The following is a 20,138-nucleotide window of genomic DNA, read 5'->3' on the forward strand; positions in this document are numbered from 1 at the left end:
CCCCACCTTCCCGGTCGGAATAGTTCGAAAGCGAGGAACGACTGAAGGCGGAGTTCCGTTTCCCGCGGCTCCGCCGCCGATCACTGCCGGAGGTACTCGTGACCGAAGTCCGCGAGCGACACACCGTGGCCGTCGTCGGAGCGGGCGCGGCGGGCACCCTCACCGCCGTCCAGCTCTGCGAGAGCGCCACGCGCCGCCGGACACCGCTCGACCTCGTGCTCGTCGATCCGGCCCCGGAAGCCGGCCGTGGCACCGCGTACGCCACCCGGGACCCACGTCACCGCCTCAACGTGCCCTCGGGCGGCATGAGTTGCTACCCGGACGACCCGGGCCACTTCACCCGCTGGCTGTGCAGACACGGTGAACCGTCCGTCACCGCCGCCGACTTCGCCACCCGCTACCGCTACGGCGCCTACCTCGCCGACACCCTCGCGCAGGCGATCGTCCGGGCCCAGGGCACGGTCGCGGTACGCCGGCTGCGCACCCGCGCCGAGAGCTGTACCGGCACCCCCGACGGCCGGGTGGACCTCCACCTCGCCGACGGCGGACACCTCACCGTGCACAGCGCCGTCCTGGCCACCGGACCCGCCGCCCCGTCCGCAGGATGGGCACCACCCGCCCTGCGCACCTCGGCCCGCTTCGTCGCCGAGCCGTGGACCACGGGCGCCCTGGACGGTCCGCTGGCCGACCCGGCGGACGTCGCCTTGGGTGGGTCGCGGAGCGGTATCGCGGGCGTCGCCTTGGGTGGGTCGCGGAATGGCATCGCGGACGTCTCCTTGGGCGGGCCGAGGCGGGACACCGCTGACGGTGTCTTGGGAGGTCCGCGGAATGGCACTGCTGACGGCGCCTTGGGCGGCTCGCGGAGGGGCGTCGCGGACGTCTCCTCGGGTGGGTGGCGGAATGGCATCGCCGATGTCTCCTCGGGCGGCCCGCGGAGCGACACCGCTGACGGTGCCTTGGATGGTCCGCGCAACGGCATCGCTGACGGCGCCCTGGGCGGGCCGAGGAGGGACACCGCCGAGGTTGCCTCGGACGGACCGCAGAGCGGCACCGCCGAGGTTGCCTCGGACGGACTGCAGAGCGACACCGCCGACGTCCTCCTCGTCGGCACCGGCCTCACCGCCGTGGACCTCGCCCTCGCCCTCGACCGCCCCGGCCGCACGGTGCACGCCCTCTCCCGCAGCGGTCTGCTGCCCCAGCCGCACGCGCTCACCCCGGCCGGCCCGATGGCCCCGCCGGACGGGCTCGACGACACCTCGCTCGGCCGGCTGCGTCGCGCCGTCTACCGGCACATCAGCCGTTCCGTGCGCACCCACGGCGACTGGCGCCCCGCCCTGGACAGCCTGCGCCCGCACACCGCGCGCCTGTGGCACAGCCTGACGCCCGAGGAACGCGCCGAATTCCTGGCCCGCGAGGGCTCGTTGTGGAACACCCACCGCCACCGGATGGCCCCCGCCACCGCCGAGCACGTCTCCCGGGCCCGCACCGCGCGCCGGCTCACCGTCCACACCGGGGTGGTCACGGACGCCGTCGAGCATGACGGCGCGCTCACGGTCACCCTCTCCAACGGCCGTACCCTGCGCGTCGGTTGGGTGATCGACTGCACGGGACCCGGCCGCCGCTTCGACGACCCGCTCTGGCGCTCCCTGTTCGCGTCCGGCGCCGCGGTCGCCGGACCGCTCGGCATGGGCGTGGCCACGGTCGACGGACGGCTGCTCGACGCCGAAGGCCGCGCCGACCGGCCGCTGTTCACACTGGGCGCCCCGCGCCGCGGCGAACTGTGGGAGACCACCGCGATCCCCGAGATCCGGGTCCAAGCGGCAGCCCTGGCACGGCAGTTGCTCGCCCCGCTCACCCCGAGGCACAGGTCGAGCCGGCGCCCGGCCCGCCGTCCGGTCGACGGACACGACCTCGCCCTCTCCACCCACGCCGAGTCGGCCGCCGCCTACCGCACAGGACTGGACCGGGTCCTCAAGGTCCGGGCCGGCGCCGAGGACGCCTTCGCCCGCGCGGTCGCCCTCGACCCCGGCTTCGCGCTGGGCCACGCGGCCCTCGCCCTGCTCGGCCACGAGTGCGGCGCCGACGTCGACGTACCCCGGGCCCTGGCCGAGGCGCAGCGCAGTGCCCGTGACCGGGCTGACGAACGGGAGCGGTCCTTCGTGGACGTCGTGACCCGCCGGGTGCACGGCGATGGCGGGGACGCGGCACTCGTACGACACCTCGACGCGCACCCCGCCGACGCGCTCGCCCTGGCGGTCGCTGTGCCCACCATCGCCTTCTCCGGCGTGACCGACCTCGATGACGACCGGGCGCTGCGCCTCGTCGAGGCGACCTCCGCCGCGCACGACGGCCACTGGTTCCACACCTCGCTGCTGGCCTTCCTGCGCCAGGAGCAGGGGCGGCTGCACGAGGCCGGCGAGCTCGCCCACCGCGCGCTGGCCGCCGAGCCCGCCGCCGGACACGCCGTGCACGCGCTCGCCCACGTCCACTACGAGTCCGGCGCGCACGAGGCGGGCCGCGACTGGCTGGACGGCTGGGTCGCCGGGCAGGGCCGGGGTGCGGTGCACCGGGCGCACTTCTCCTGGCACATCGCGCTGCACGAACTCGCCCTCGACGACCCGGAAGCCGTGCGCCGACGCTGGTTCGCCCAGCTCGCGCCCGGGCGGGTGGTGACCGGAGTGCGGGCCCTGGTCGACTCGGGGTCACTGCTGTGGCGGGCCCGGCTGAGCGACAACTGGCCGGGCGAACTGCCCACTTCGGACGTCCTGGAGTCGGTGACGCACGAGGTCCTGGAACGCCCGGCGACCGCCTTCACCGCCCTGCACGCGGCCGTCGCCCTCGCCGCCGCCGGAGACCTCCCGGCCCTGCGCCGGCTGCGCGACCACGCCACCGGCGCGGACCAGGTGCAGCGCGAGGTGATCGTCCCCCTGTGTGAGGCCTTCGCCGCGCTCGTTGAGGAACGCTTCCAGGAGGCCGCCCGCGGCCTGGACGCCCTGCTCCCGGTCCTGCGCCGGGTCGGCGGCAGCTCGGCCCAACGGGAGGTCGTCGAGGAGACGTTGCTCTACGCCCTGGTGGCGGCGGGCCGGTGCGAGGCGGCACGACGGCTGCTGGACGCACGGCTGGACCGGAAGGAGGCGCCACGGGACCGGCGGATGCGGGAGGGGCTTGCGGGGGTGGGGAACTGAGCCCACGTCAGCCGCCTTGCCTGGGCGCACTGTTCGTGTGATCGGTTGCTCCGTACGTCGAGCCGCGGTCCGTCCTCCACCCCCGTGGGAGGACGGACCGCGGCTCCGGAGGTCAACCGCTGTCGGATCAGTGGTGGGTCAACTCCCGTTGCTCAGCCGCCTCTTCACGCAGTCCGTACCGGTCGTGCACCCGCCGCAGCGGCCTCGGTGCCCACCAGGCGCGGCGGCCGAGCAGGGCCATCGTCGCCGGGACGAGGAGCATCCGGACGACCGTCGCGTCGATCAGGACGGCCAGGGTGAGGCCGAGGCCGATCTGCAGGATGGGGGAGAAGCCGCCGGTCATGAAGGCGCCGAAGACGACGGCGAGGAGCAGCGCGGCGCAGGTGACCACGCGGCCGGAGCGGCGCAGACCGGTCACCACGGCCTCCTGGTCGTCGTGCGTCCGCGCCCGGGCCTCGCGCATCCGGGACAGGATGAACAGCTCGTAGTCCATGGCGAGTCCGAACGCGATCGCGATGATCAGCGGGGGTGCGGTCAGGCTCAGCGCGCCCAGGCCCTGAGCTCCCAGCGCCCCGGCGAGATGCCCGTCCTGGAAGACCCAGACCACCGCCCCGAGCGCCGCGCCCAGGCTGAGCAGGGTGGTCAGGATCGTGCGCAGCGGGATCAGTACCGAGCCGGTGAAGGCGAACAGCAGGGCGAAGATGCCGACGAGCACGGTCACCGCGGCCCAGGGCGCCCGGTCGGAGAGCATCGCGCGGAAGTCGACCAGTCGGGCCGCGGGTCCGGTGACCTGGACGGGCGCGTCACCGCGTACGTCCCGGACCCGCTTCACCAGGTCCGTGGCCGCCTTGCCGTCCACACTGCCGGAGGGCTGGATCTCGACGATGCTTGTGCCGCCGGGCAGTTGGTGGGTCTCGGCCGTCGGCGAGAGGGCCCGGATACGGTCGGCGGTCGCCGTGTCGGTGCCCGGCTTCAGGACGACGGTGACCGGGGAGACGCCGGTGCCCGGCGGGAAGTGCGCGTCGACGGTGTCGTACAACTGCCGTGCCTCGGTGCTCTTCGGGAGCTGGGTGGCGTCCCCGAGCTGGATCTTCATGCCGGCGACGGGCAGCGCCAGGACGAGCAGGACGGGTACGACGACGGCGACCACGGCGACCCGGTGGCGGGCCGAGAAGCGGGCGAGGCGGGCGAAGACGCGGCCCTCCTCGCGGTCCGGGCGGACCTTCGCCGGCGGGATCCTGCCGCCGAACTTCGCGAGGAGCGCCGGGAGCAGGGTCAGCGCGGCCAGCATGTCGATGACCACCACGGCGGCCACGGCCAGGCCCATGCTGCGCAGGAAGACGCTCGGGAAGACCAGCAGCCCGGTCAGGCTGACGGCCACCGTGACCCCGGAGAACAGCACGGTCCGGCCGGCCGCGGCGACCGTACGGTGCACGGCCTCGACGACGTCGTCCGTGTGCCGGCGTTCCTCGCGGAAGCGGACCAGCATCAACAGGGCGTAGTCCACGGCGAGTCCGAGCCCCAGCATCGTCGTCACCTGGATCGCGTACACGGAGATGTCGGTGACCTGGCTGAAGCCGAACAGCGCGAGGAACGCGCCCGCGATCCCGCTGACCGCGATCACCAACGGCAGCGCGGCCGCGCGCAGTCCGCCGAACACGACCAGGAGCAGGGCCAGTACGACCGGCAGGGAGATCAACTCGGCGTTGCGCACGTCCTCCTGGGCCCGCTCGCCGATCTGCGTGCCCAGCAACGGGCCGCCGCTGACGTGGACTTCGGGCGCGTCGATCTCCTTGATCCGGTCGGCCGCCGCGTCCACGGCCCGCTCCTCGGCGTCGTCGTCGAGACCGCCGGTGAGGGTCACCGGGACGAGCAGAGCCTGCCCGTCCTCCGAGGTGAGGCCGCGGGTCGTGTACGGGTCCGGCACGGCGGCGACCCCGGCGATCGCGCGCACGTCGGCGACGGCCCGCTCCACCTGGTCGCGCAGGCCGGGGTCGGTGACCGCGACGCCCTCGACGACGGCGGTGATCGACTCGCCGGTCGGGTCGGTGCGGTCCAGGTACTGCGCGGCGTGCTCGGACTCGGTGCCGGGTACTTCGGGCACGTTGTCGGAGAGTCGTGCGAAGACGCCCGTTCCCAGGCCGAAGCCGAGCAACAGGAAGAGCACCCAGAACAGGATCACGGTGAGCGGACGACGGGTGGCCGTCCGGGCGAGTGCGGAGAGCACGGTCCCTCCCTGCGAGGTGTGCGAGGCATCGATGGACATGCCCCACAGGCTCGTGCGGGAGGGGGTGCCACCGGATCGCCGGAGGGAGCGGTTTCCGGGACTCCGTCGTACGAGGGAGAGGGGGCCGGGACTCACTCCCGCGCGGGAGGAATCCCGTCTTCCGTGACCGGCGCCCCCGCGACGACAAGTCCCGTCTCGTAGGCGCAGATCACCGCCTGCACCCGGTCTCTGAGGCCCAACTTGCTGAGCACATTGCTGACATGGGTCTTGACGGTGTGCTCGCTGACGAAGAAGGTCGTGGCGATCTCGGCGTTGGACAGTCCGCGGGCCAGCAGCGTCAGGGTCTCCGTCTCGCGAGTCGTCAGGACGTCGAGCCGCTGCGGGGTGACCGAGGCGGCGGCCTCACCGCGGCGCCGCCGCACGATGTCCGCGACCAGGCGCCGGGTCACCGTCGGCGCGAGGAGCGAGTCGCCGGCCGCGACCACCCGCACCGCGTGCACGAGGTCGTCGCGGCGGACGTCCTTGAGCAGAAAGCCGCTGGCGCCCGCGTACAGCGCCTCGTAGACGTACTCGTCGAGGTCGAACGTGGTCAGCATGACGACCTTGCAGCTCGACTGCGCGCACACCCGCCGCGCCGCCTCGAGCCCGTCCATCACCGGCATCCGGATGTCGAGGAGCAGCACGTCGGGCGCGTGCAGCCGGACCGCGGCGACCGCCTCCTGCCCGTCCCCGGCCTCGGCGACCACCTCGATGTCCGGCTGCGCCTCCAGGATCATGGTGAACCCGCTGCGCACCAGTTCCTGGTCGTCGGCGACGACCACGCGGATGCTCACCCCAGCGCCGCCTGCCGGTCCGCGGCCACCGGCAGACGTACGACGACCCGGAAGCCGCCGTCCGGACCGCGCCCCGCCTCGGCGGTGCCGCCGCAGGCCGCCGCCCGCTCGCGGATGCCGATCAGCCCGTGTCCGCCGTCGCCGGGAGCAGACGGGCCCCGGCCGTCGTCCGTCACCGTCAAGGTCAACTCCCGTTCCGTCCAGTCGAGTCGGACCGTCGCGGAGGAAGCGTACGCATGCTTCACGGTGTTGGTCAGGGCTTCCTGGACCACCCGGTAGACGGCGATGCCGGTGTCCGGGGGCAGCGGGCGCGGTTCGCCCGTGGTGCGCAACTCGACGTGCAGGCCGGTGGATTCACCCACCTGGCGGAGCAGGTCGGGCAGCGCGGTCACTCCCGGCTGCGGCGAAGTCCCTTGCCGCTGCTCCTCTTTGAGGACTCCGAGGATCCGCCGCAGCTGCCCCATCGCGTCCCGCCCGGCCCCCGCGATCGCCTCGAACGCGGCCTCCGCGCGCGCCGGATCACTGCGCACCACGACCGGTCCCGCCTCCGCCTGCACCACCATCAGGCTCACCGCGTGCGCCAGGATGTCGTGCATGTCGCGGGCGATCCGGGCGCGTTCCTGCGCCGTCGCCCGCGCGGTGTCGGCGGCGTGCTCCCGCTCCAGGCGGCGCGCCCGGTCCTCCAACTCCGCGGTGTAGGCGCGCTGGACGCGGGTGAGCACGCCGAGCGCGTAGGCGCAGACGATGGTCATCAGATGGAAGGCGTACTCGAAGGGCCGGGCGCCCTCCTTGTGCTGCATGGTCAGCGTGACCCCGACGATCCAGCCGAACAGCATCACGCGCCGCTGCCAGGGCCGGCCCTGGGCGCCCATGGTGTAGAGGACGACAAGACCGCCGTAGACCACGTCCGGCGGTGGCGCGTGGTAGATCGCCATCGCGGGTGACGTGACCGACACGGCGCACGCGGTGCCGAACGGCGATCTGCGCCGCCACACCAGCGGCACCGCCGTGGCGGCGCCCAGCAGCCAGCCCTGCCAGGTCAGGCGGTCGTCGCCCTCGTCGGGGAAGAGCCACTGGAGCGAGACGGCGAACAGCACGACGGCGGCGAGGGCGGTGTCGACGACGTAGGGATTCGCGGTGCGCAGGCGGGTGTTGAGCCGCGCGTACCAGGAGTGCGCGACGGAGGACTGCGGGGACATGGGCGGCTCCTCGGGGCAAGGGCCGTTCCAGTATCACGAGGTCAGGGTGGACCGGTCCTCACCGGTGAGAGGGATATCCGGCGCCCCGGCGGACGGCGTCCACCGCACCGAGCGGCGGGAGTTCACGTCTCCTTCCGCTCCGGCCGCCATCCCAGCGCCCGCGATATCCCGCGCGCCGCCAGCCGCACCGCGGGCACCAACACCGGTACCTGCGCCTCGACTTGAGGCACCACCACCGACACGGCGGCCACCACCGCACCGCCCGGACCACGCACCGGCGCGGCGACCGAGAGGGCGTCGGACGTCACCTGCCGGCTGCTCACCGCGATCCCGGTGCGCCGCACCTCGGCCAGCATCCGGCGCAACCGTCCCGGATCGGTGACGGTGTACGGCGTGAAGGAGGCGAGCGGACCGGCGCAGTACTCCTCCTGGAACGCCGGTTCCCCGTGGGCCAGCAGCGCGAGGCCGACCCCGGTGGCGTGCAGCGGCCAGCGCGCCCCGACCCTGATGTGCACGCCCACCGCCGAACGCCCCGACAGCCACTCGGTGTAGACGACCTCGCCGCCGTCCCGGACCGCCAACTGCACGTTCTCGTGCGTCGCTTCGTACAGGTCCTCCAGATACGGCAGCGCGACCTGCCGCAGCGCGAGCCCGCGCGGGGCGAGCGCCGAGATCTCCCACAGCCGCAGCCCGACGTGGTAGACACCCGACTCGTCCCGCTCCAGCGCGCCCCACTCGGTCAGCGCGGCCACCAGCCGGTGCGCGGTGGTGAGGGTGAGACCGGCCCGGCGGCTGATGTCGGTCAGGCACAGTCCTGGGTGCTCGTGGTCGAAGGCGGCGAGCACGGCGAGCAGCCGGTCGGGCGCGGAGCGGGCGTCGCTCATGGCGAGCCGAAGCCCTCCTCGGTCATCCGCAGCAGCAGCGCGTGCAGCGTCTCGCGCTCGGCCGGACCGAGCGGGCCCAGCAGCTCGTTCGTGACGCGCAGCCCCGCCTCGTCCGTGTCCCGCAGGAAGGCGCGGCCGTCCTCGGTCAGGACGACGATCCGGCTGCGCCGGTCGTCGGGGGAGGGCCGGCGCTCGGCGAAGCCCTGCTTCTCCAGGTCGTCGACCAGGCCGACGATCGCGCTCGGGTCGTAGCCGAGCCGGGAGCTCAGCTCGCGCTGGAGGGCGCCCTCGGAGGTGGCGAGGAAGCGCAGCACCGCGTAGTGGCGCAGCCGCAGCCCCGACTCCTGGAGGAACGTGTTGAACAACTGACCGGAGCGCAGGCCCAGCCGGTACAGCAGGTAGCCGGTGTCCGCGTGCAGCCCGCGCATCCACGGCTCGTCCGCGTCGATGGGGTTCGGGGTGGCGTGCTGGCGTGCGATGGCGGGCTCCCGGTGCGGCTCGGTACGTGCTGAGGGTTCCCAGCATCCCGCACCTTTCAGCAATCAACAACTATTGACGTCAACAACTATTGCTCTTAGCTTCGATCTCGAAGCCGCACCACCCGCACCAGCTCGTGAAGGGACCCACCCGTGCCCAGCATCGATCTCACCGGCAAGGTCGCCGTCGTCACCGGCAGCGGCCGGGGCCTCGGCCTCGCCTATGCCCACGCCCTGGCCGCCCACGGAGCCTCCGTGGTGGTCAACGACGTCGACGAGGCGGTGGCCGAGCAGGCCGTGAAGTCCATCGCCGAGGCGGGCGGCACGGCCGTCGCCGAGGTCGTCCCGGTCGGCACCGCCGAGGCCGCGGACCGGCTGGTGAACCGGGCAGTGACCGAGTTCGGGCGGCTCGACGTGCTGGTCACCAACGCGGGCATCCTCCGCGACAAGGTGCTGTGGAAGATGACCGACGAGGACTTCGACGCGGTGATCGCCACGCACCTCAAGGGCACCTTCACCTGCGCCCGAGCCGCCGCCGTCCGCATGCGCGAGCAGGGCGAGGGCGGCACGCTGATCCTCGTGGGCTCCCCGGCAGGACAGCGCGGCAACTTCGGCCAGACGAACTACGCCGCCGCCAAGGCCGGCATCGCCGCGTTCGCCCGCACCTGGTCGATGGAGCTGGGCCGCGCGGGCATCACGGTCAACGCGATCGTGCCGGTCGCCGCGACCGCGATGACCGAGACGATCCCCGCCTTCGCCCCGTACGTCGAGGCCATGCGGAACGGCGAGCCGCTGCCCGGCTTCCTGCGCAAGGGCGAGGGCTTCGGCACCCCCGAGGACTGCGCGGCCCTCGTCGCCTACCTCGCCTCCGACCGGGCACGCGGAGTGACCGGCCAGGCCATCGGCATCGGCGGCGACAAGGTGGCACTCTGGTCCCATCCGCAGGAGGTCAGGACGGCGTACGCCGACGGCGGCTGGACCCCCGACACCCTGGCCGACGCCTTCCCCACCTCGGTCGGCGCCGAACTCCAGTCGGTCGGCATCCCCGCACCGAAGCTGCCGGAGGCGTGATGACACCCCCCACGGGCCCCATGGACATCGGCGAACTCGTCGCCATCGACGTCCACACGCATGCGGAGGTGTCCTCCAAGGGCCACTCCTCCCTGGACGACGACCTCCACGACGCCTCCTCCGCCTACTTCAAGGTCGAGGGCAAGCGGAAGCCGACGCTGGAGGAGACCGCCGCGTACTACCGCGAGCGGAAGATGGCCGCCGTGATCTTCACGGTGGACGCCGAGTCCGCGACCGGCACCGCGCCCGTCCCGAACGAGGAGGTCGCCGAGGCCGCCGCCGCCAACGCCGACGTCCTCATCCCCTTCGCGTCCATCGACCCGTTCCGGGGCCGTGCGGGCGTGAAGCATGCCCGACGGCTGGTCGAGGAGTACGGCGTCAGGGGCTTCAAGTTCCACCCCAGCATCCAGGGCTTCTTCCCCAACGACCGCTCGGTGGCGTACGAGTTGTACGAGGTGATCGAGGAGACGGGCACGATCGCCCTCTTCCACACCGGCCAGACGGGCATCGGCGCGGGGGTGCCGGGAGGCGGCGGCATCCGCCTCAAGTACTCCAACCCGCTGCACGTGGACGACGTGGCCGCCGACTTCCCGCACCTCAAGATCATCCTGGCGCACCCGTCCTTCCCCTGGCAGGACGAGGCCCTCGCCGTCGCCACGCACAAGCCGGGTGTGCACATCGACCTGTCCGGCTGGTCGCCGAAGTACTTCCCGCCGCAGCTCGTGCAGTACGCGAACACGCTGCTCAAGGACAAGGTCCTCTTCGGCTCCGACTTCCCCGTCCTCACCCCGGACCGCTGGCTCGCCGACTTCGAGAAGCTGCCGATCAAGGACGAGGTCAGGCCGAAGATCCTCAAGGAGAACGCCGCCCGACTGCTCGGGCTGACCGCACCGTAGAACCGTAAAGGGGCCCGACATGCGCAACGAGGGACTGGGGTCGTGGCCCGCACGCCGGGCCCGCAAGACCCCGCACCGCACCGCCCTGATCCACGGCGCCACCACGCTCACGTACGCGGACCTGTACGACCGCACCACCCGTCTCGCCCACGCCCTGCGCGCCCGCGGCATCCGGCGCGGCGACCGCGTCGCCTACCTCGGCCCCAACCACCCCTCCTACCTGGAGACGTTGTTCGCGGCCGGCACGCTCGGCGCGGTCTTCGTCCCCCTCAACACCCGGCTGACCGGGCCCGAGGTCGCCTACCAGCTCGCCGACTCCGGCGCCAAGGCCCTCGTCCACGGCCCCTCGCACACCGGGCTCGTCGCCGGACTCCCGGGCAGCACCGACGTCCGCACCTACGTCGAAGTCGGCGCCGAGTACGAGGAGTTGCTGACGTCGGCCGCGGCCGAGCCGATCGACGAGCCGGTCATCCCCGACGACACCTGCGTCATCATGTACACCTCGGGCACGACCGGCCGCCCCAAGGGTGCGATGCTCACCCACGGCAACCTCACCTGGAACGCGCTCAACGTCCTCGTCGACACCGACCTGATCGCCGACGAACGCGCCCTGGTCTCCGCCCCGTTGTTCCACACGGCGGGTCTGAACATGCTGACGCTCCCGGTCCTGCTCAAGGGCGGCACCTGCGTCCTGGTCGAGGCCTTCGACCCGGCCCGGACCCTCGATCTGATCCAACAACACCGGATCACCTTCATGTTCGGGGTGCCGACGATGTTCGACCAGGTGGCCCGGGACCTGCACTGGCCGGCCGCCGACCTGTCCTCCCTGCGCATCCTGACCTGCGGCGGCTCCCCGGTGCCGACCCCGCTGATCGCCGCCTACCAGGAGCGCGGACTGACCTTCCTCCAGGGCTACGGCATGACGGAGGCGGCCCCCGGCACGCTGTTCCTGGACGCCGAACACGCGGTGAGCAAGGCGGGTTCGGCCGGTGTGCCGCACTTCTTCAGCGATGTGCGCGTGGTCCGCCCCGACCTGGTCCCCGTCGACGTCGGCGAGACCGGCGAGGTGGTGGTCCGCGGACCGCACGTCATGCCCGGCTACTGGGGGCTGCCCGAGGAGACGGCCGCCTCCTTCACGGACGGCTGGTTCCGCAGCGGCGACGCGGCCCGGGTCGACGAGGACGGGTACGTCCATATCGTCGACCGCATCAAGGACATGATCATCTCCGGCGGCGAGAACATCTACCCCGCCGAGATCGAGGACCTGCTCCTCGGCCACCCCGACATCGTCGAGTGCGCGGTCATCGGCGTGCCGGACGAGAAGTGGGGCGAGGTGCCGCGGGCGGTCGTCGTGCCCAGGGACGGTGCCTCGCTCGACCCCGACGAGGTGATCGCCTCGCTGTCGGGCCGGCTCGCCAAGTACAAGATCCCGAAGTCGGTCGTGGTCGCGGACGAACTCCCGCGCACCGCCTCCGGCAAGCTCCTCAAGTCCCGGGTGCGCAAGCGCTTCGGCGACCGGTAACTCCCCTAAGGAACAGACTACTCATGAGCATCACCGTCAACGGCCTCGACGAACTCAAGAAGCTCGCCGGCAGCGACCTGGGCACCAGCGAGTGGATCGAGGTCACCCAGGAACGGATCGACACCTTCGCCGACGCCACGGGCGACCACCAGTGGATCCACGTGGACCCGGAGCGGGCGGCCCAGGGCCCCTTCGGCGCGCCCATCGCGCACGGCTACCTGACCCTCTCCCTCTTCATCCCCCTGTTCACCGAGCTGTTGGACGTCCAGGGCGTCACCACGAAGGTCAACTACGGCCTGAACAAGGTGCGTTTCCCGGCACCGGTGAAGGTCGGCTCCCGCATCCGCCTGGTCGCGAAGCTGGCGTCCGTCGAGGAAGTCCCGGGCGGGGTGCAGGTCGCCGTCGACGGCACCATAGAGATCGACGGCGGCGGGAAGCCCGCCGCCGTCCTCCAGAGCCTGTCGAGGTTCTACGCCTGATCCCCGCCGTCCTCTACTTGCTCACGTTCTCTACCTGCTCACGTCCACGAAGACGGGGTTGGAGTAGAACCACGTGTCCGCCCACGGGTCGCCGTTGCCGGGCTCGTGCGTGATCGGCCCGTGCGGGTCGACGGAGGCGCCGAGGTAACCGGCCCCGTGCCGGTTGCCGTCGCTGCCGCGCAGCCGGAGGTAGAAGGACTCGTCCCCGGCGGTCAGCGGGATGCGCAGGGTGTACGTCCCCTTGCGGCCCGACACGTCCTTCGTGGAGACGACCCTGGTGTCCGGCGCCTGCCAACTGTCCCGGTCGCTGACCCGGCCGCGCACCGCGCCCCGGATGACGTCGACGTGCGCCAACTCGGGCAGGATTCCCTGCGGGTTGGCCCGGGAGGCGCTCGTCACCGTCACGTACAGCGTGATCCGCTCGCCCCTGCGCACGCGCAGCCGGCCGCCGAGGGTGACACCGCGACCGGCGTCGCAGTCCCGCTTGACCCGCACGTCGAGCCCGTCGAGGAGATGGCCGTGGTCGAGCCAGACCCGGCCCGCGCGCAGGCCCGCCATCACCGCGGTGTAGCCGTAGCGGGTCACGCCCACGTGGGTGCGGCTGAACTCGCCGGGCCAGAAGTCGCTGCCGGGCTGCGGGGTGTCGGTGTTCACCGGGTCGGGCAGCCTGCCGGTGTTGTCGAAGTTCTGCCCGGCGGGCCAGTCGCCGTTCTTCCAGGTGTCGAAGACCGTGCGGTGGTTGTCGGAGTTGGTGCTGATCGAGAACAGCTTGCCCTCGGCCAGCATCGAGTCCCACAGCCCGCCGACGGTCGCGGTAGCCCAGTCGAAGCCGCCGTAGGTGAGGTAGGCGTCGGCCGGGTAGCCCGCCCAGGACTGCGCGGAGGGCTTGTTCTCGTACTCGCCGCGGATCGACGTGGCGCCGCGCCAGCCGGGGATCGCCGCGCCCTGGGCGCCGGGCGCGCCCTCCATGCCGATCATGATCTCGGGGGCCGCGTCCCGCCAGTCGCGGATCTCGTGCGGGGAGTCGATGCCCAGGCGCAGCGGGTGGTTGGCGAGGACCAGGACGTCGTCGACGTAGCCCGAACGGCGCTGCTCGGTCAGCCACTTGATGGCCTTGACGGCGTGCGCCTCGTTGCGGGCGGTGTCGGTCGCGCCGGCCGCGCCCTCGGTGTAGCCCAGCAGCTTGCCGTCGTAGGCCAGCTCGAACTGCGTGAGCAGGTCCACCTCGTGCCGGCCCGGAGCGGCGAACACCGTGCAGTGCTCGGCGGCCGGGATGTACCACTCCAGACCCTGGAAGATCAGCTGGCGCGGGTTCTGCGCACGGGCCTTGAGGATCTCCTTGTGCTCCAGCGCGGCACCGTAGTTGGCGTGCCCGAAGTTGGAGTGCTCGTTGAACACCATCCAGTCCAGGCCGTACTTGGCGGCGGCCTTGGCCTGCTGGGAGAACGTGTACTTCGCGTCGTGGCTGTAGACGGAGTGCACATGGTGGTCGCCGACCAGGTAGGCCAGGCGCGGGTCGTTGCCGCCGAAGCCGGCGCGGTCGGCGGCGAGGGCGGGCGTCGCGGCCGAGCCGAGGGTGAAGGCGGCGCCGAACAGGCCGGCGCGGCGCAGGAGTTGGCGTCTCGACACGCCCTGGGCGTCGAGGGCGGCGGGGGAGACGGCGGGGTCGGCCCAGTCGGGCAGCTGCTGCTCGGTCATGATCGTGGAAGGTCCTCTTCGAGGGCGTCAGTGGGTCATGAAGGACGTGACGGGCAGCGCCCGCGAGACGATCCGTACATCGCCGAGGCGGCCGTGCAGGATCTGGTCGATCTTGTCGGCGTACGTGTAGCCGCCGAGCAGCCACGGCAGTCCGACGGAGGTGATGCCGACGGCGGCCGCCGTCGGGTTGCGGACGACCGGGCAGCCCTCGACGTACAGGGTCGTGTGCCTGCCGTCGTTGACGACGGCGAGGTGCCACCAGGTCTCCAGCGGAGTCTCCTGGCCCCAGTTGGTGGCGATGCCCTGCTGGTTGAGCGGGCGCATCGCCCACTGCGGTTCGCGGTCGTTGGACAGCGACAGCGTGGCGAGGGGCTCGTCGGGGTCGTCCGCCGTCTTGCCCGCCGCGCCGCCCGTACCGGTCCGGCTGACCAGGCCCGACCAGGCGTTGTGGTCGGGGTCCCAGTCGGCCGGCAGCCGGTAGAACGCCTCGATGGTGTAACCGTCCTTGAAGGTCGCCGAGTTGAGCGGCGCCTTGTCGACCGTCCGGAGGTACGCCCCCTTCAGCGGGGACTTGAAGCCGGTGAACTCCAGGCTGCCGTGGCCGGGTTGGTCGGGGTGGTGGTCCGCCGACCAGCCGAGCGTGCCGCCGCCCACCGAGACCGTGGTGAGGTCGTTGCCGCGCCCGGAGAGGTCACGGACCGTGCCGGCGGGGGCCGAGTCGAAGCGCCAGTACGCCTGCGTGCCCGGGATCAGCAGCCGTGAGGCGGGCCGGGCCGGGCGGGCCGGCACCGGGGCGAAGCCGGCGAAGCGCTCGGCGAAGTCGATGTCGACGGAGAATCGGTCGTCGTCACCGCTCAGCTCGATCTCCTGCCGCTCCAGCTCGTTGAGGCCCTTGGCGGCCCGGCCGAGGATCCACGGGGAGACCGTCTCGACGTCGATGACGTTGCGGTCCAGGTCGAAGTGGTAGAGGCGGACCATCGCCGCGCCGCCGAAGTAGCGGTTCTGGTAGTTCGTCAGATGCAGGTGGACGTCGTGACCCGCCGCGTTCTGGCGGACCGCCCTACCAGCGGGCCAGTAGTGGCCGTTGAGCGTCAGGAAGATCTGGTCGTGGTCCTTGATCAGCTGGTCCCACAGCTGCTGCCCGTACGAGGACAGGGTGTCCTCCTCGACGACCAGCTCGTGCGTGGTGAGGACGACCGGCGTCTTCGGGTGCCGGGCCAGGATGTCCTTCGCCCAGGCGTAGCCCTTCGCCGACAGCCGCCAGTCCAGCGCGAGCACCATCCACTCGCGTCCGCCGGCGGTGAAGAGGTGGTAGGTGTTGTAGCCGTCGTCGGACGCGCCGCCGAAGGTCTTCCGGCCCTTGAACCGCTGCGGCCCGAAGGTGTCCAGGTACGGCGTCGAACCGCGCTGGTCGTCCGTCGAGGACTTCACGTCGTGGTTGCCGGCCAGGACGCTGTAGCCCACGCCCCGCCGGTCCAGGATCCCGAACGTCTCGCCGATGGCGTCGAATTCGGCCTCGGCGCCGTTCTGCGTGAGGTCGCCGAGATGGCTCAGGAAGACGATGTTGTCGTCCTTGCCGTGCTCCAGGAGATAGCGCAACGAGGCTTCGAGGGGCGCCGGGTGGATGCTCGGCCCGTCGAAGAGGTACTGGGTGTCGGGCATCACGGCGAGGGTGAAGCGCCGGCTGTCCGGGTCGGGCCGCCAACCGCCCTTCTTCTCGGCCGCCTCGGCGACGGTCGGCAGCGCGACCCCGGCCGTGGCGGCGGCGCCGAGCAGCGCGGTGGCGCGCAGGAAGCCGCGTCTGCCGGCCCCGGACGGGACGGCCTCGCACTGGGCGGCCGCGTCCTGGTCGTGGTCATGCGAAGTACACACGGGTGCTCCGTAAGTGACGTGAGAAAGCCTGGGGTTACAGCACGCGCAGGGTCCAGCTCCAGCGGTGGAGGCCCGGTGCGATGCGGTACGAGGGGAAGGTGTCCGGGCCGCACGAGGCGGTGCCCAGACCGCGGTGCGCCGCGTCGATGTGCACCACGCACCCGGCGCGCGGCGCCAGTTCGTCGTGGTGTCCCGCGGCGGTCAGGTCGTCGGCGCGGAAGCGGGTGACGGAGACCTGGCGCGGCTCGTCCAGCGCGACCGCGAGGCCGGTGGCGTCCGCGGCCGAGAGCGTGAAGCGCCGCACCCCGTGCCGGCCGCCGCTCTCCTGCGGACGCAGATAAGGGGTGAACAACTCGTCGACGGGCACGGAGTGATGACCGACCGGCGCGCCCGCGCTGCGGTCGGGGTACGACTCCCAGGGCCCCTGCCCGAACCACTCCAGCAGATCAAGACCGGCCACCGTCTCGAAGACCGAGCCGACCCGGGCCACGTCGTCGAACTCCTCGGGCAGCTCGGCCTCCTCGTCGATCCGGATGCCGCCCTCGACCGGGGTGAGCTCCTGCCGGTGCGTGACGACACCGCCCGTGCCGGCGTACTCGGCGAGCACGGTCACGCTCGCACCGGTCTGCCGCACCGACACGACCTTGCGGACCAGCGTGTCGAGCCCCCAGGCCCGCCAGCGCAGCGCCATCCCGCCCAGCTCGTCGTTGTCGGTGGGCGCCCGCCACAGGGACAGCGCCGGCGCGGCCGTCAGCAGCGGGTGCATCAACAGCCCCTCGCCGTCGACCTCGACGGGCCGATCCACCGGGACGCCCTCGGACACGGCGGGCCCGCGAAGCCGCACCTGCGGCGCGCACACCTCGGTGCCGACCGGCGCCCACGGCAACTCCTCGGCCGTGGTCACCCGCAGCGTCAGCCAGGCCTCGCCGCCGTCCCGCGGCACCTCGAAGGGCAGCGGCACCGCGACCGTCTCGCCGGGCACCAGATCGGGCAGCACGGCGGGCGCGGTCAGCGTACGGCCGTCGGCCAGGACCAGCTCCCAGGTGCCCGCCAGCCAGTCCAGGCCCCGGAAGTGCTGGTGGTTGCCCAGCACGATGCCCTCGTGCCGGTAGCACTCGATCCGCAGCGGGGCCGCGATCTCCCGGTGCTCGAACAGCACGGGCTTGGGGGTGCGGTCGGGGAAGACCACCCCGTCGGCGATGAACGCGCCGTCGTGGATGGTCTCGCCGAAGTCGCCGCCGTACGCCCAGCGGTGACCGGGCGCGGCGACACCGTTGTCGTACAGCCCGGCGCCCGCGCGCCCGGTGGGTCTTCCGTCGCTCACGCTCTGCAGAATTCCGTGGTCCCAGAACTCCCAGATGAACCCGCCCTGAAGACCGGGCGTGGACTCGATGGCGGCCCAATGGTCGGCGAGTGTGCCGTTGCTGTTGCCCATGGCGTGCGAGTACTCGCACTGGATGAGCGGCCGGGTCTGGAGGCCCGACAGCGCGTGCGCGACGCAGTCCTCCAGCGGCGCGTACATCGGACAGGCGATGTCGGAGGCGTCGTCCGTGGCCGCCCAGTCCAGCTTGGCGGCCCCCTCGTACTGGAGGGGCCGGGTCGGGTCGTGCCGGCGCAGCCAGCCCGCCGCCGCATCGTGGTTCGCGCCGTAGTCCGACTCGTTGCCCAGCGACCAGATGATGACCGACGGATGGTTCTTGTCGCGCAGCGCCATCCGCGCGACCCGGTCCACGAAGGCGTTCAGATAGCGCGGGTCGTCGGCGATCTCGTGCGCGTGGTCGTGCGACTCGATGTCCGCCTCGTCGACGACGTAGAAACCCAGCTCGTCGGCGAGGTCGTAGAGAGAGGGGTCGTTCGGGTAGTGCGCGGTGCGGATCGCGTTGAAGCCGAAGCGTTTCAGCAGCACGAGGTCCGCGCGCATGTCGTCGTACGACACCGTGCGGCCGGTCAGCGGATGGAAGTCGTGCCGGTTCACGCCCCGGATGTACACGCGCTCGCCGTTGACCAGCAGGTCCCGCCCGTCGATCGTGACGTCCCGGAAACCGATGCGGTGGTACGAGGTGTCGGCGACCGTTCCGTCGGCGCGGTGCAGTCGGACGGTGAGGCCGTACAGCTCGGGCGTCTCGGCGTTCCAGGTGCGGACCTCGGGCACGACGGCGTCGAGGCGGGCCTCGCCGAGGAAGTCGGAGACGCGGTCGTCATCGGCGTTGGCGCGGTCGAACTCCACGTTCTGTGCGAGGAGTTGCCCGTCCAGGTCGCCACTGATCCACCAGCCGTCGGGCAGCGCCCCGCCCGCGTCCCGCACCAGACAGTCCACCCGCAGCTCGCCCTCGAAGGACGCCCGCACGGTGACGTCGGCCAGATGCAGCGGATCCGTCGCGTACAGCAGCACCGACCGGGTGATCCCGGCGTGCCACCACTGGTCCTGGTCCTCCAGGTGCGAGGCGTCGGACCACTTGACGACGGTCAGCCGTACGGTGGCCCGCTCGCCGGCGCGCACGACATCGCTCAGGTCGAACTCGGCGGCCAGGTGCGAGTCCTTGGAGACGCCGACGGGCCGTCCGTCCACGTGCACGAGCAGCACGCTCTCGGCGGCGCCGACCTGGAGCACGATCCGGCGATCGGTCCACTCGGCGGGCACGTCCACCTCACGCTCGTACACACCCGTCGGGTTGGCCGCGGGGGAGTGCGGCGGGAACTCGGCGAACGGCATCCGGACGTTGGTGTACTGCGGCAGGTCGTCGGTGTCCTGCACGGTCCAGGCGCCGGGGACGTACGTCGAGGACCAGGTCTCGGTGAGCGACGCGTCCGGGCTCGGCAGCAGTTGGAAGCGCCAGTCGCCGTCGAGGGACACCGCCTCGCGGCGGCGGTCGACGGTGTTCATGGGCAACCGCCCCCAGGAGGTCACCTCAGGTGCCTCCCAGGGGCGGAGCGCCGACAGGGGGTCCCTCTCCCTCACTTGATGGCTCCCTTGGCGAGGTCCCCGATGATCTGCCGGGCACCGATCGCGAAGACGATCAGGAGCGGGACGAGTGCGAGCAGGGCTCCGGTCATGACCATTCCGTAGTCCGTGGTGCCGTGGGTGCCGTTGAGCTGGGACAGCGCGACCTGGAGGGTGACGTTGTCCGGGTTGGTGAGGGCGATCAGGGGCCAGGCGTAGTCGTTCCACTGGCCCATGAAGGTGAAGATGCCGAGGAAGGCCAGGCCCGGGCGGACCACGGGTAGGGCCACGTGCCAGTACTGGCGCAGGAAGTTGGCGCCGTCGATGCGCGAGGCGTCGAGGAGTTCGTCGTGGATCGCGGTCTTCATGTACTGGCGCATCCAGAAGATGCCGAACGCGTTGGCCGCGGCCGGCACGATCAGCGCGGTCATCGAGCCGATCCAGCCGAGCTTCGCCATGATCACGAACTGCGGGATCGCGGAGAGCTGCGCCGGCACCATGAAGATGACCATCAGCAGCGCGAACAGCACGTTCTTGCCCGGGAACTGGAACTTGGCGAAGACGAACGCGGCCAGCGAGTCGAAGAACAGGACCAGGAAGGTCACCGATCCCGCCACCAGCAGCGAGTTGAACATCGAGCCGAAGAAGTCGATGTTGTCGAAGAGGCTGCGCGCGTTCTGGAGGAAGTGCGAACTGGGCAGCAGCTTGGGCGGGTAGGAGAAGATCTCGGACGTCGTGTGGGTCGACATGATGACGGCCCAGTAGAACGGGAAGGCCGAGAGCAGCAGCCCGACGACCAGGACGGCGTGCAGCGCGATACCGCGGCTGCGGGTTCCCTTGATGGATGCCATGGCG

14 protein-coding genes are annotated in these 20,138 nt (G+C 71.9%); 5 read left to right on the plus strand and 9 right to left on the minus strand.

Translation table 11 applies throughout. From position 1 onward, the window contains the following. Window positions 1–98: 98 nt before the first annotated feature. The gene (locus ACWD5F_RS23350; RefSeq protein ID WP_451256939.1) at window positions 99–3,185 is read left to right on the plus strand and encodes an FAD/NAD(P)-binding protein; all 3,087 of its coding nucleotides are present in this window, start codon (window positions 99–101) and stop codon (window positions 3,183–3,185) included. A 127-nt stretch (window positions 3,186–3,312) separates the two neighbouring features. Here ACWD5F_RS23350 and ACWD5F_RS23355 read toward each other — a convergent pair whose 3' ends face one another. From ACWD5F_RS23355 to ACWD5F_RS23375, 5 genes are all read right to left on the minus strand, one after another. Beyond that, the gene (locus ACWD5F_RS23355) at window positions 3,313–5,412 is read right to left on the minus strand and encodes an MMPL family transporter (protein ID WP_451257557.1); all 2,100 of its coding nucleotides are present in this window, start codon (window positions 5,410–5,412) and stop codon (window positions 3,313–3,315) included. A gap of 131 nt (window positions 5,413–5,543) precedes the next feature. After that, window positions 5,544–6,245, minus strand: coding sequence for a response regulator (locus ACWD5F_RS23360; RefSeq protein WP_451256940.1), 702 nt, complete (start codon window positions 6,243–6,245; stop codon window positions 5,544–5,546). Then, complete coding sequence (locus tag ACWD5F_RS23365) at window positions 6,242–7,444, minus strand: sensor histidine kinase (RefSeq protein ID WP_451256942.1); 1,203 nt, start codon at window positions 7,442–7,444, stop codon at window positions 6,242–6,244. The genes ACWD5F_RS23360 and ACWD5F_RS23365 overlap by 4 nt, the downstream gene beginning before the upstream one ends. Window positions 7,445–7,566: 122 nt before the next feature. After that, a complete protein-coding gene (locus ACWD5F_RS23370) occupies window positions 7,567–8,328 on the minus strand; it encodes an IclR family transcriptional regulator (RefSeq protein ID WP_401712587.1) in 762 nt (253 codons plus the stop codon). Continuing rightward, window positions 8,325–8,756: a MarR family winged helix-turn-helix transcriptional regulator gene (locus tag ACWD5F_RS23375; RefSeq protein WP_401712929.1), complete on the minus strand. Its 432-nt coding sequence runs from the start codon at window positions 8,754–8,756 to the stop codon at window positions 8,325–8,327. The genes ACWD5F_RS23370 and ACWD5F_RS23375 overlap by 4 nt, the downstream gene beginning before the upstream one ends. A 201-nt stretch (window positions 8,757–8,957) precedes the next feature. Between ACWD5F_RS23375 and ACWD5F_RS23380 the strand changes: the two genes are divergently transcribed. Genes ACWD5F_RS23380 through ACWD5F_RS23395 form a run of 4 tightly spaced genes read left to right on the plus strand, consistent with a single transcriptional unit; the run spans window position 8,958 to window position 12,772 of the window. After that, the gene (locus ACWD5F_RS23380) at window positions 8,958–9,875 is read left to right on the plus strand and encodes an SDR family NAD(P)-dependent oxidoreductase (RefSeq protein ID WP_451256944.1); all 918 of its coding nucleotides are present in this window, start codon (window positions 8,958–8,960) and stop codon (window positions 9,873–9,875) included. Between the two features lie 20 nt (window positions 9,876–9,895). Then, on the plus strand, window positions 9,896–10,771 hold the full coding sequence (locus ACWD5F_RS23385) for an amidohydrolase family protein (protein WP_451257559.1): 876 nt from the start codon (window positions 9,896–9,898) through the stop codon (window positions 10,769–10,771). Between the two features lie 19 nt (window positions 10,772–10,790). Next, window positions 10,791–12,293 carry an o-succinylbenzoate--CoA ligase gene (gene menE, locus ACWD5F_RS23390; RefSeq protein WP_451256946.1) on the plus strand — a complete coding sequence of 501 codons (1,503 nt, stop codon included), beginning with the start codon at window positions 10,791–10,793 and terminating at the stop codon, window positions 12,291–12,293. Between the two features lie 23 nt (window positions 12,294–12,316). After that, the gene (locus tag ACWD5F_RS23395) at window positions 12,317–12,772 is read left to right on the plus strand and encodes a MaoC family dehydratase (protein WP_451256948.1); all 456 of its coding nucleotides are present in this window, start codon (window positions 12,317–12,319) and stop codon (window positions 12,770–12,772) included. 30 nt (window positions 12,773–12,802) lie between these two features. Here ACWD5F_RS23395 and ACWD5F_RS23400 read toward each other — a convergent pair whose 3' ends face one another. Genes ACWD5F_RS23400 through ACWD5F_RS23415 form a run of 4 tightly spaced genes read right to left on the minus strand, consistent with a single transcriptional unit; the run spans window position 12,803 to window position 20,134 of the window. Next, window positions 12,803–14,470 (minus strand): PHP domain-containing protein, encoded by a 1,668-nt coding sequence (locus ACWD5F_RS23400; protein ID WP_451256950.1) that lies wholly within the window; start codon window positions 14,468–14,470, stop codon window positions 12,803–12,805. A 27-nt stretch (window positions 14,471–14,497) separates the two neighbouring features. Next, window positions 14,498–16,342 carry a LamG-like jellyroll fold domain-containing protein gene (locus ACWD5F_RS23405; RefSeq protein WP_451256952.1) on the minus strand — a complete coding sequence of 615 codons (1,845 nt, stop codon included), beginning with the start codon at window positions 16,340–16,342 and terminating at the stop codon, window positions 14,498–14,500. A 34-nt stretch (window positions 16,343–16,376) separates the two neighbouring features. After that, window positions 16,377–19,301 (minus strand): glycoside hydrolase family 2 TIM barrel-domain containing protein, encoded by a 2,925-nt coding sequence (locus ACWD5F_RS23410; RefSeq protein WP_451256953.1) that lies wholly within the window; start codon window positions 19,299–19,301, stop codon window positions 16,377–16,379. Further along, window positions 19,298–20,134 (minus strand): carbohydrate ABC transporter permease, encoded by an 837-nt coding sequence (locus ACWD5F_RS23415; protein ID WP_280874109.1) that lies wholly within the window; start codon window positions 20,132–20,134, stop codon window positions 19,298–19,300. The genes ACWD5F_RS23410 and ACWD5F_RS23415 overlap by 4 nt, the downstream gene beginning before the upstream one ends. Window positions 20,135–20,138 lie beyond the last annotated feature (4 nt).

Source organism: Streptomyces sp. NPDC002499 (assembly GCF_053595415.1).

Bases quoted from the DNA above. Each gene is read 5' to 3' on its own strand.
- ACWD5F_RS23365 (WP_451256942.1), bottom strand. From the start codon at position 7,444: ATGTCCCCGCAGTCCTCCGTCGCGCACTCCTGGTACGCGCGGCTCAAC.
- ACWD5F_RS23370 (WP_401712587.1), bottom strand. From the start codon at position 8,328: ATGAGCGACGCCCGCTCCGCGCCCGACCGGCTGCTCGCCGTGCTCGCC.
- ACWD5F_RS23375 (WP_401712929.1), bottom strand. From the start codon at position 8,756: ATGCGCGGGCTGCACGCGGACACCGGCTACCTGCTGTACCGGCTGGGC.
- ACWD5F_RS23385 (WP_451257559.1), top strand. From the start codon at position 9,896: ATGGACATCGGCGAACTCGTCGCCATCGACGTCCACACGCATGCGGAG.
- menE (WP_451256946.1), top strand. From the start codon at position 10,791: ATGCGCAACGAGGGACTGGGGTCGTGGCCCGCACGCCGGGCCCGCAAG.
- ACWD5F_RS23395 (WP_451256948.1), top strand. From the start codon at position 12,317: ATGAGCATCACCGTCAACGGCCTCGACGAACTCAAGAAGCTCGCCGGC.
- ACWD5F_RS23400 (WP_451256950.1), bottom strand. From the start codon at position 14,470: ATGACCGAGCAGCAGCTGCCCGACTGGGCCGACCCCGCCGTCTCCCCC.
- ACWD5F_RS23415 (WP_280874109.1), bottom strand. From the start codon at position 20,134: ATGGCATCCATCAAGGGAACCCGCAGCCGCGGTATCGCGCTGCACGCC.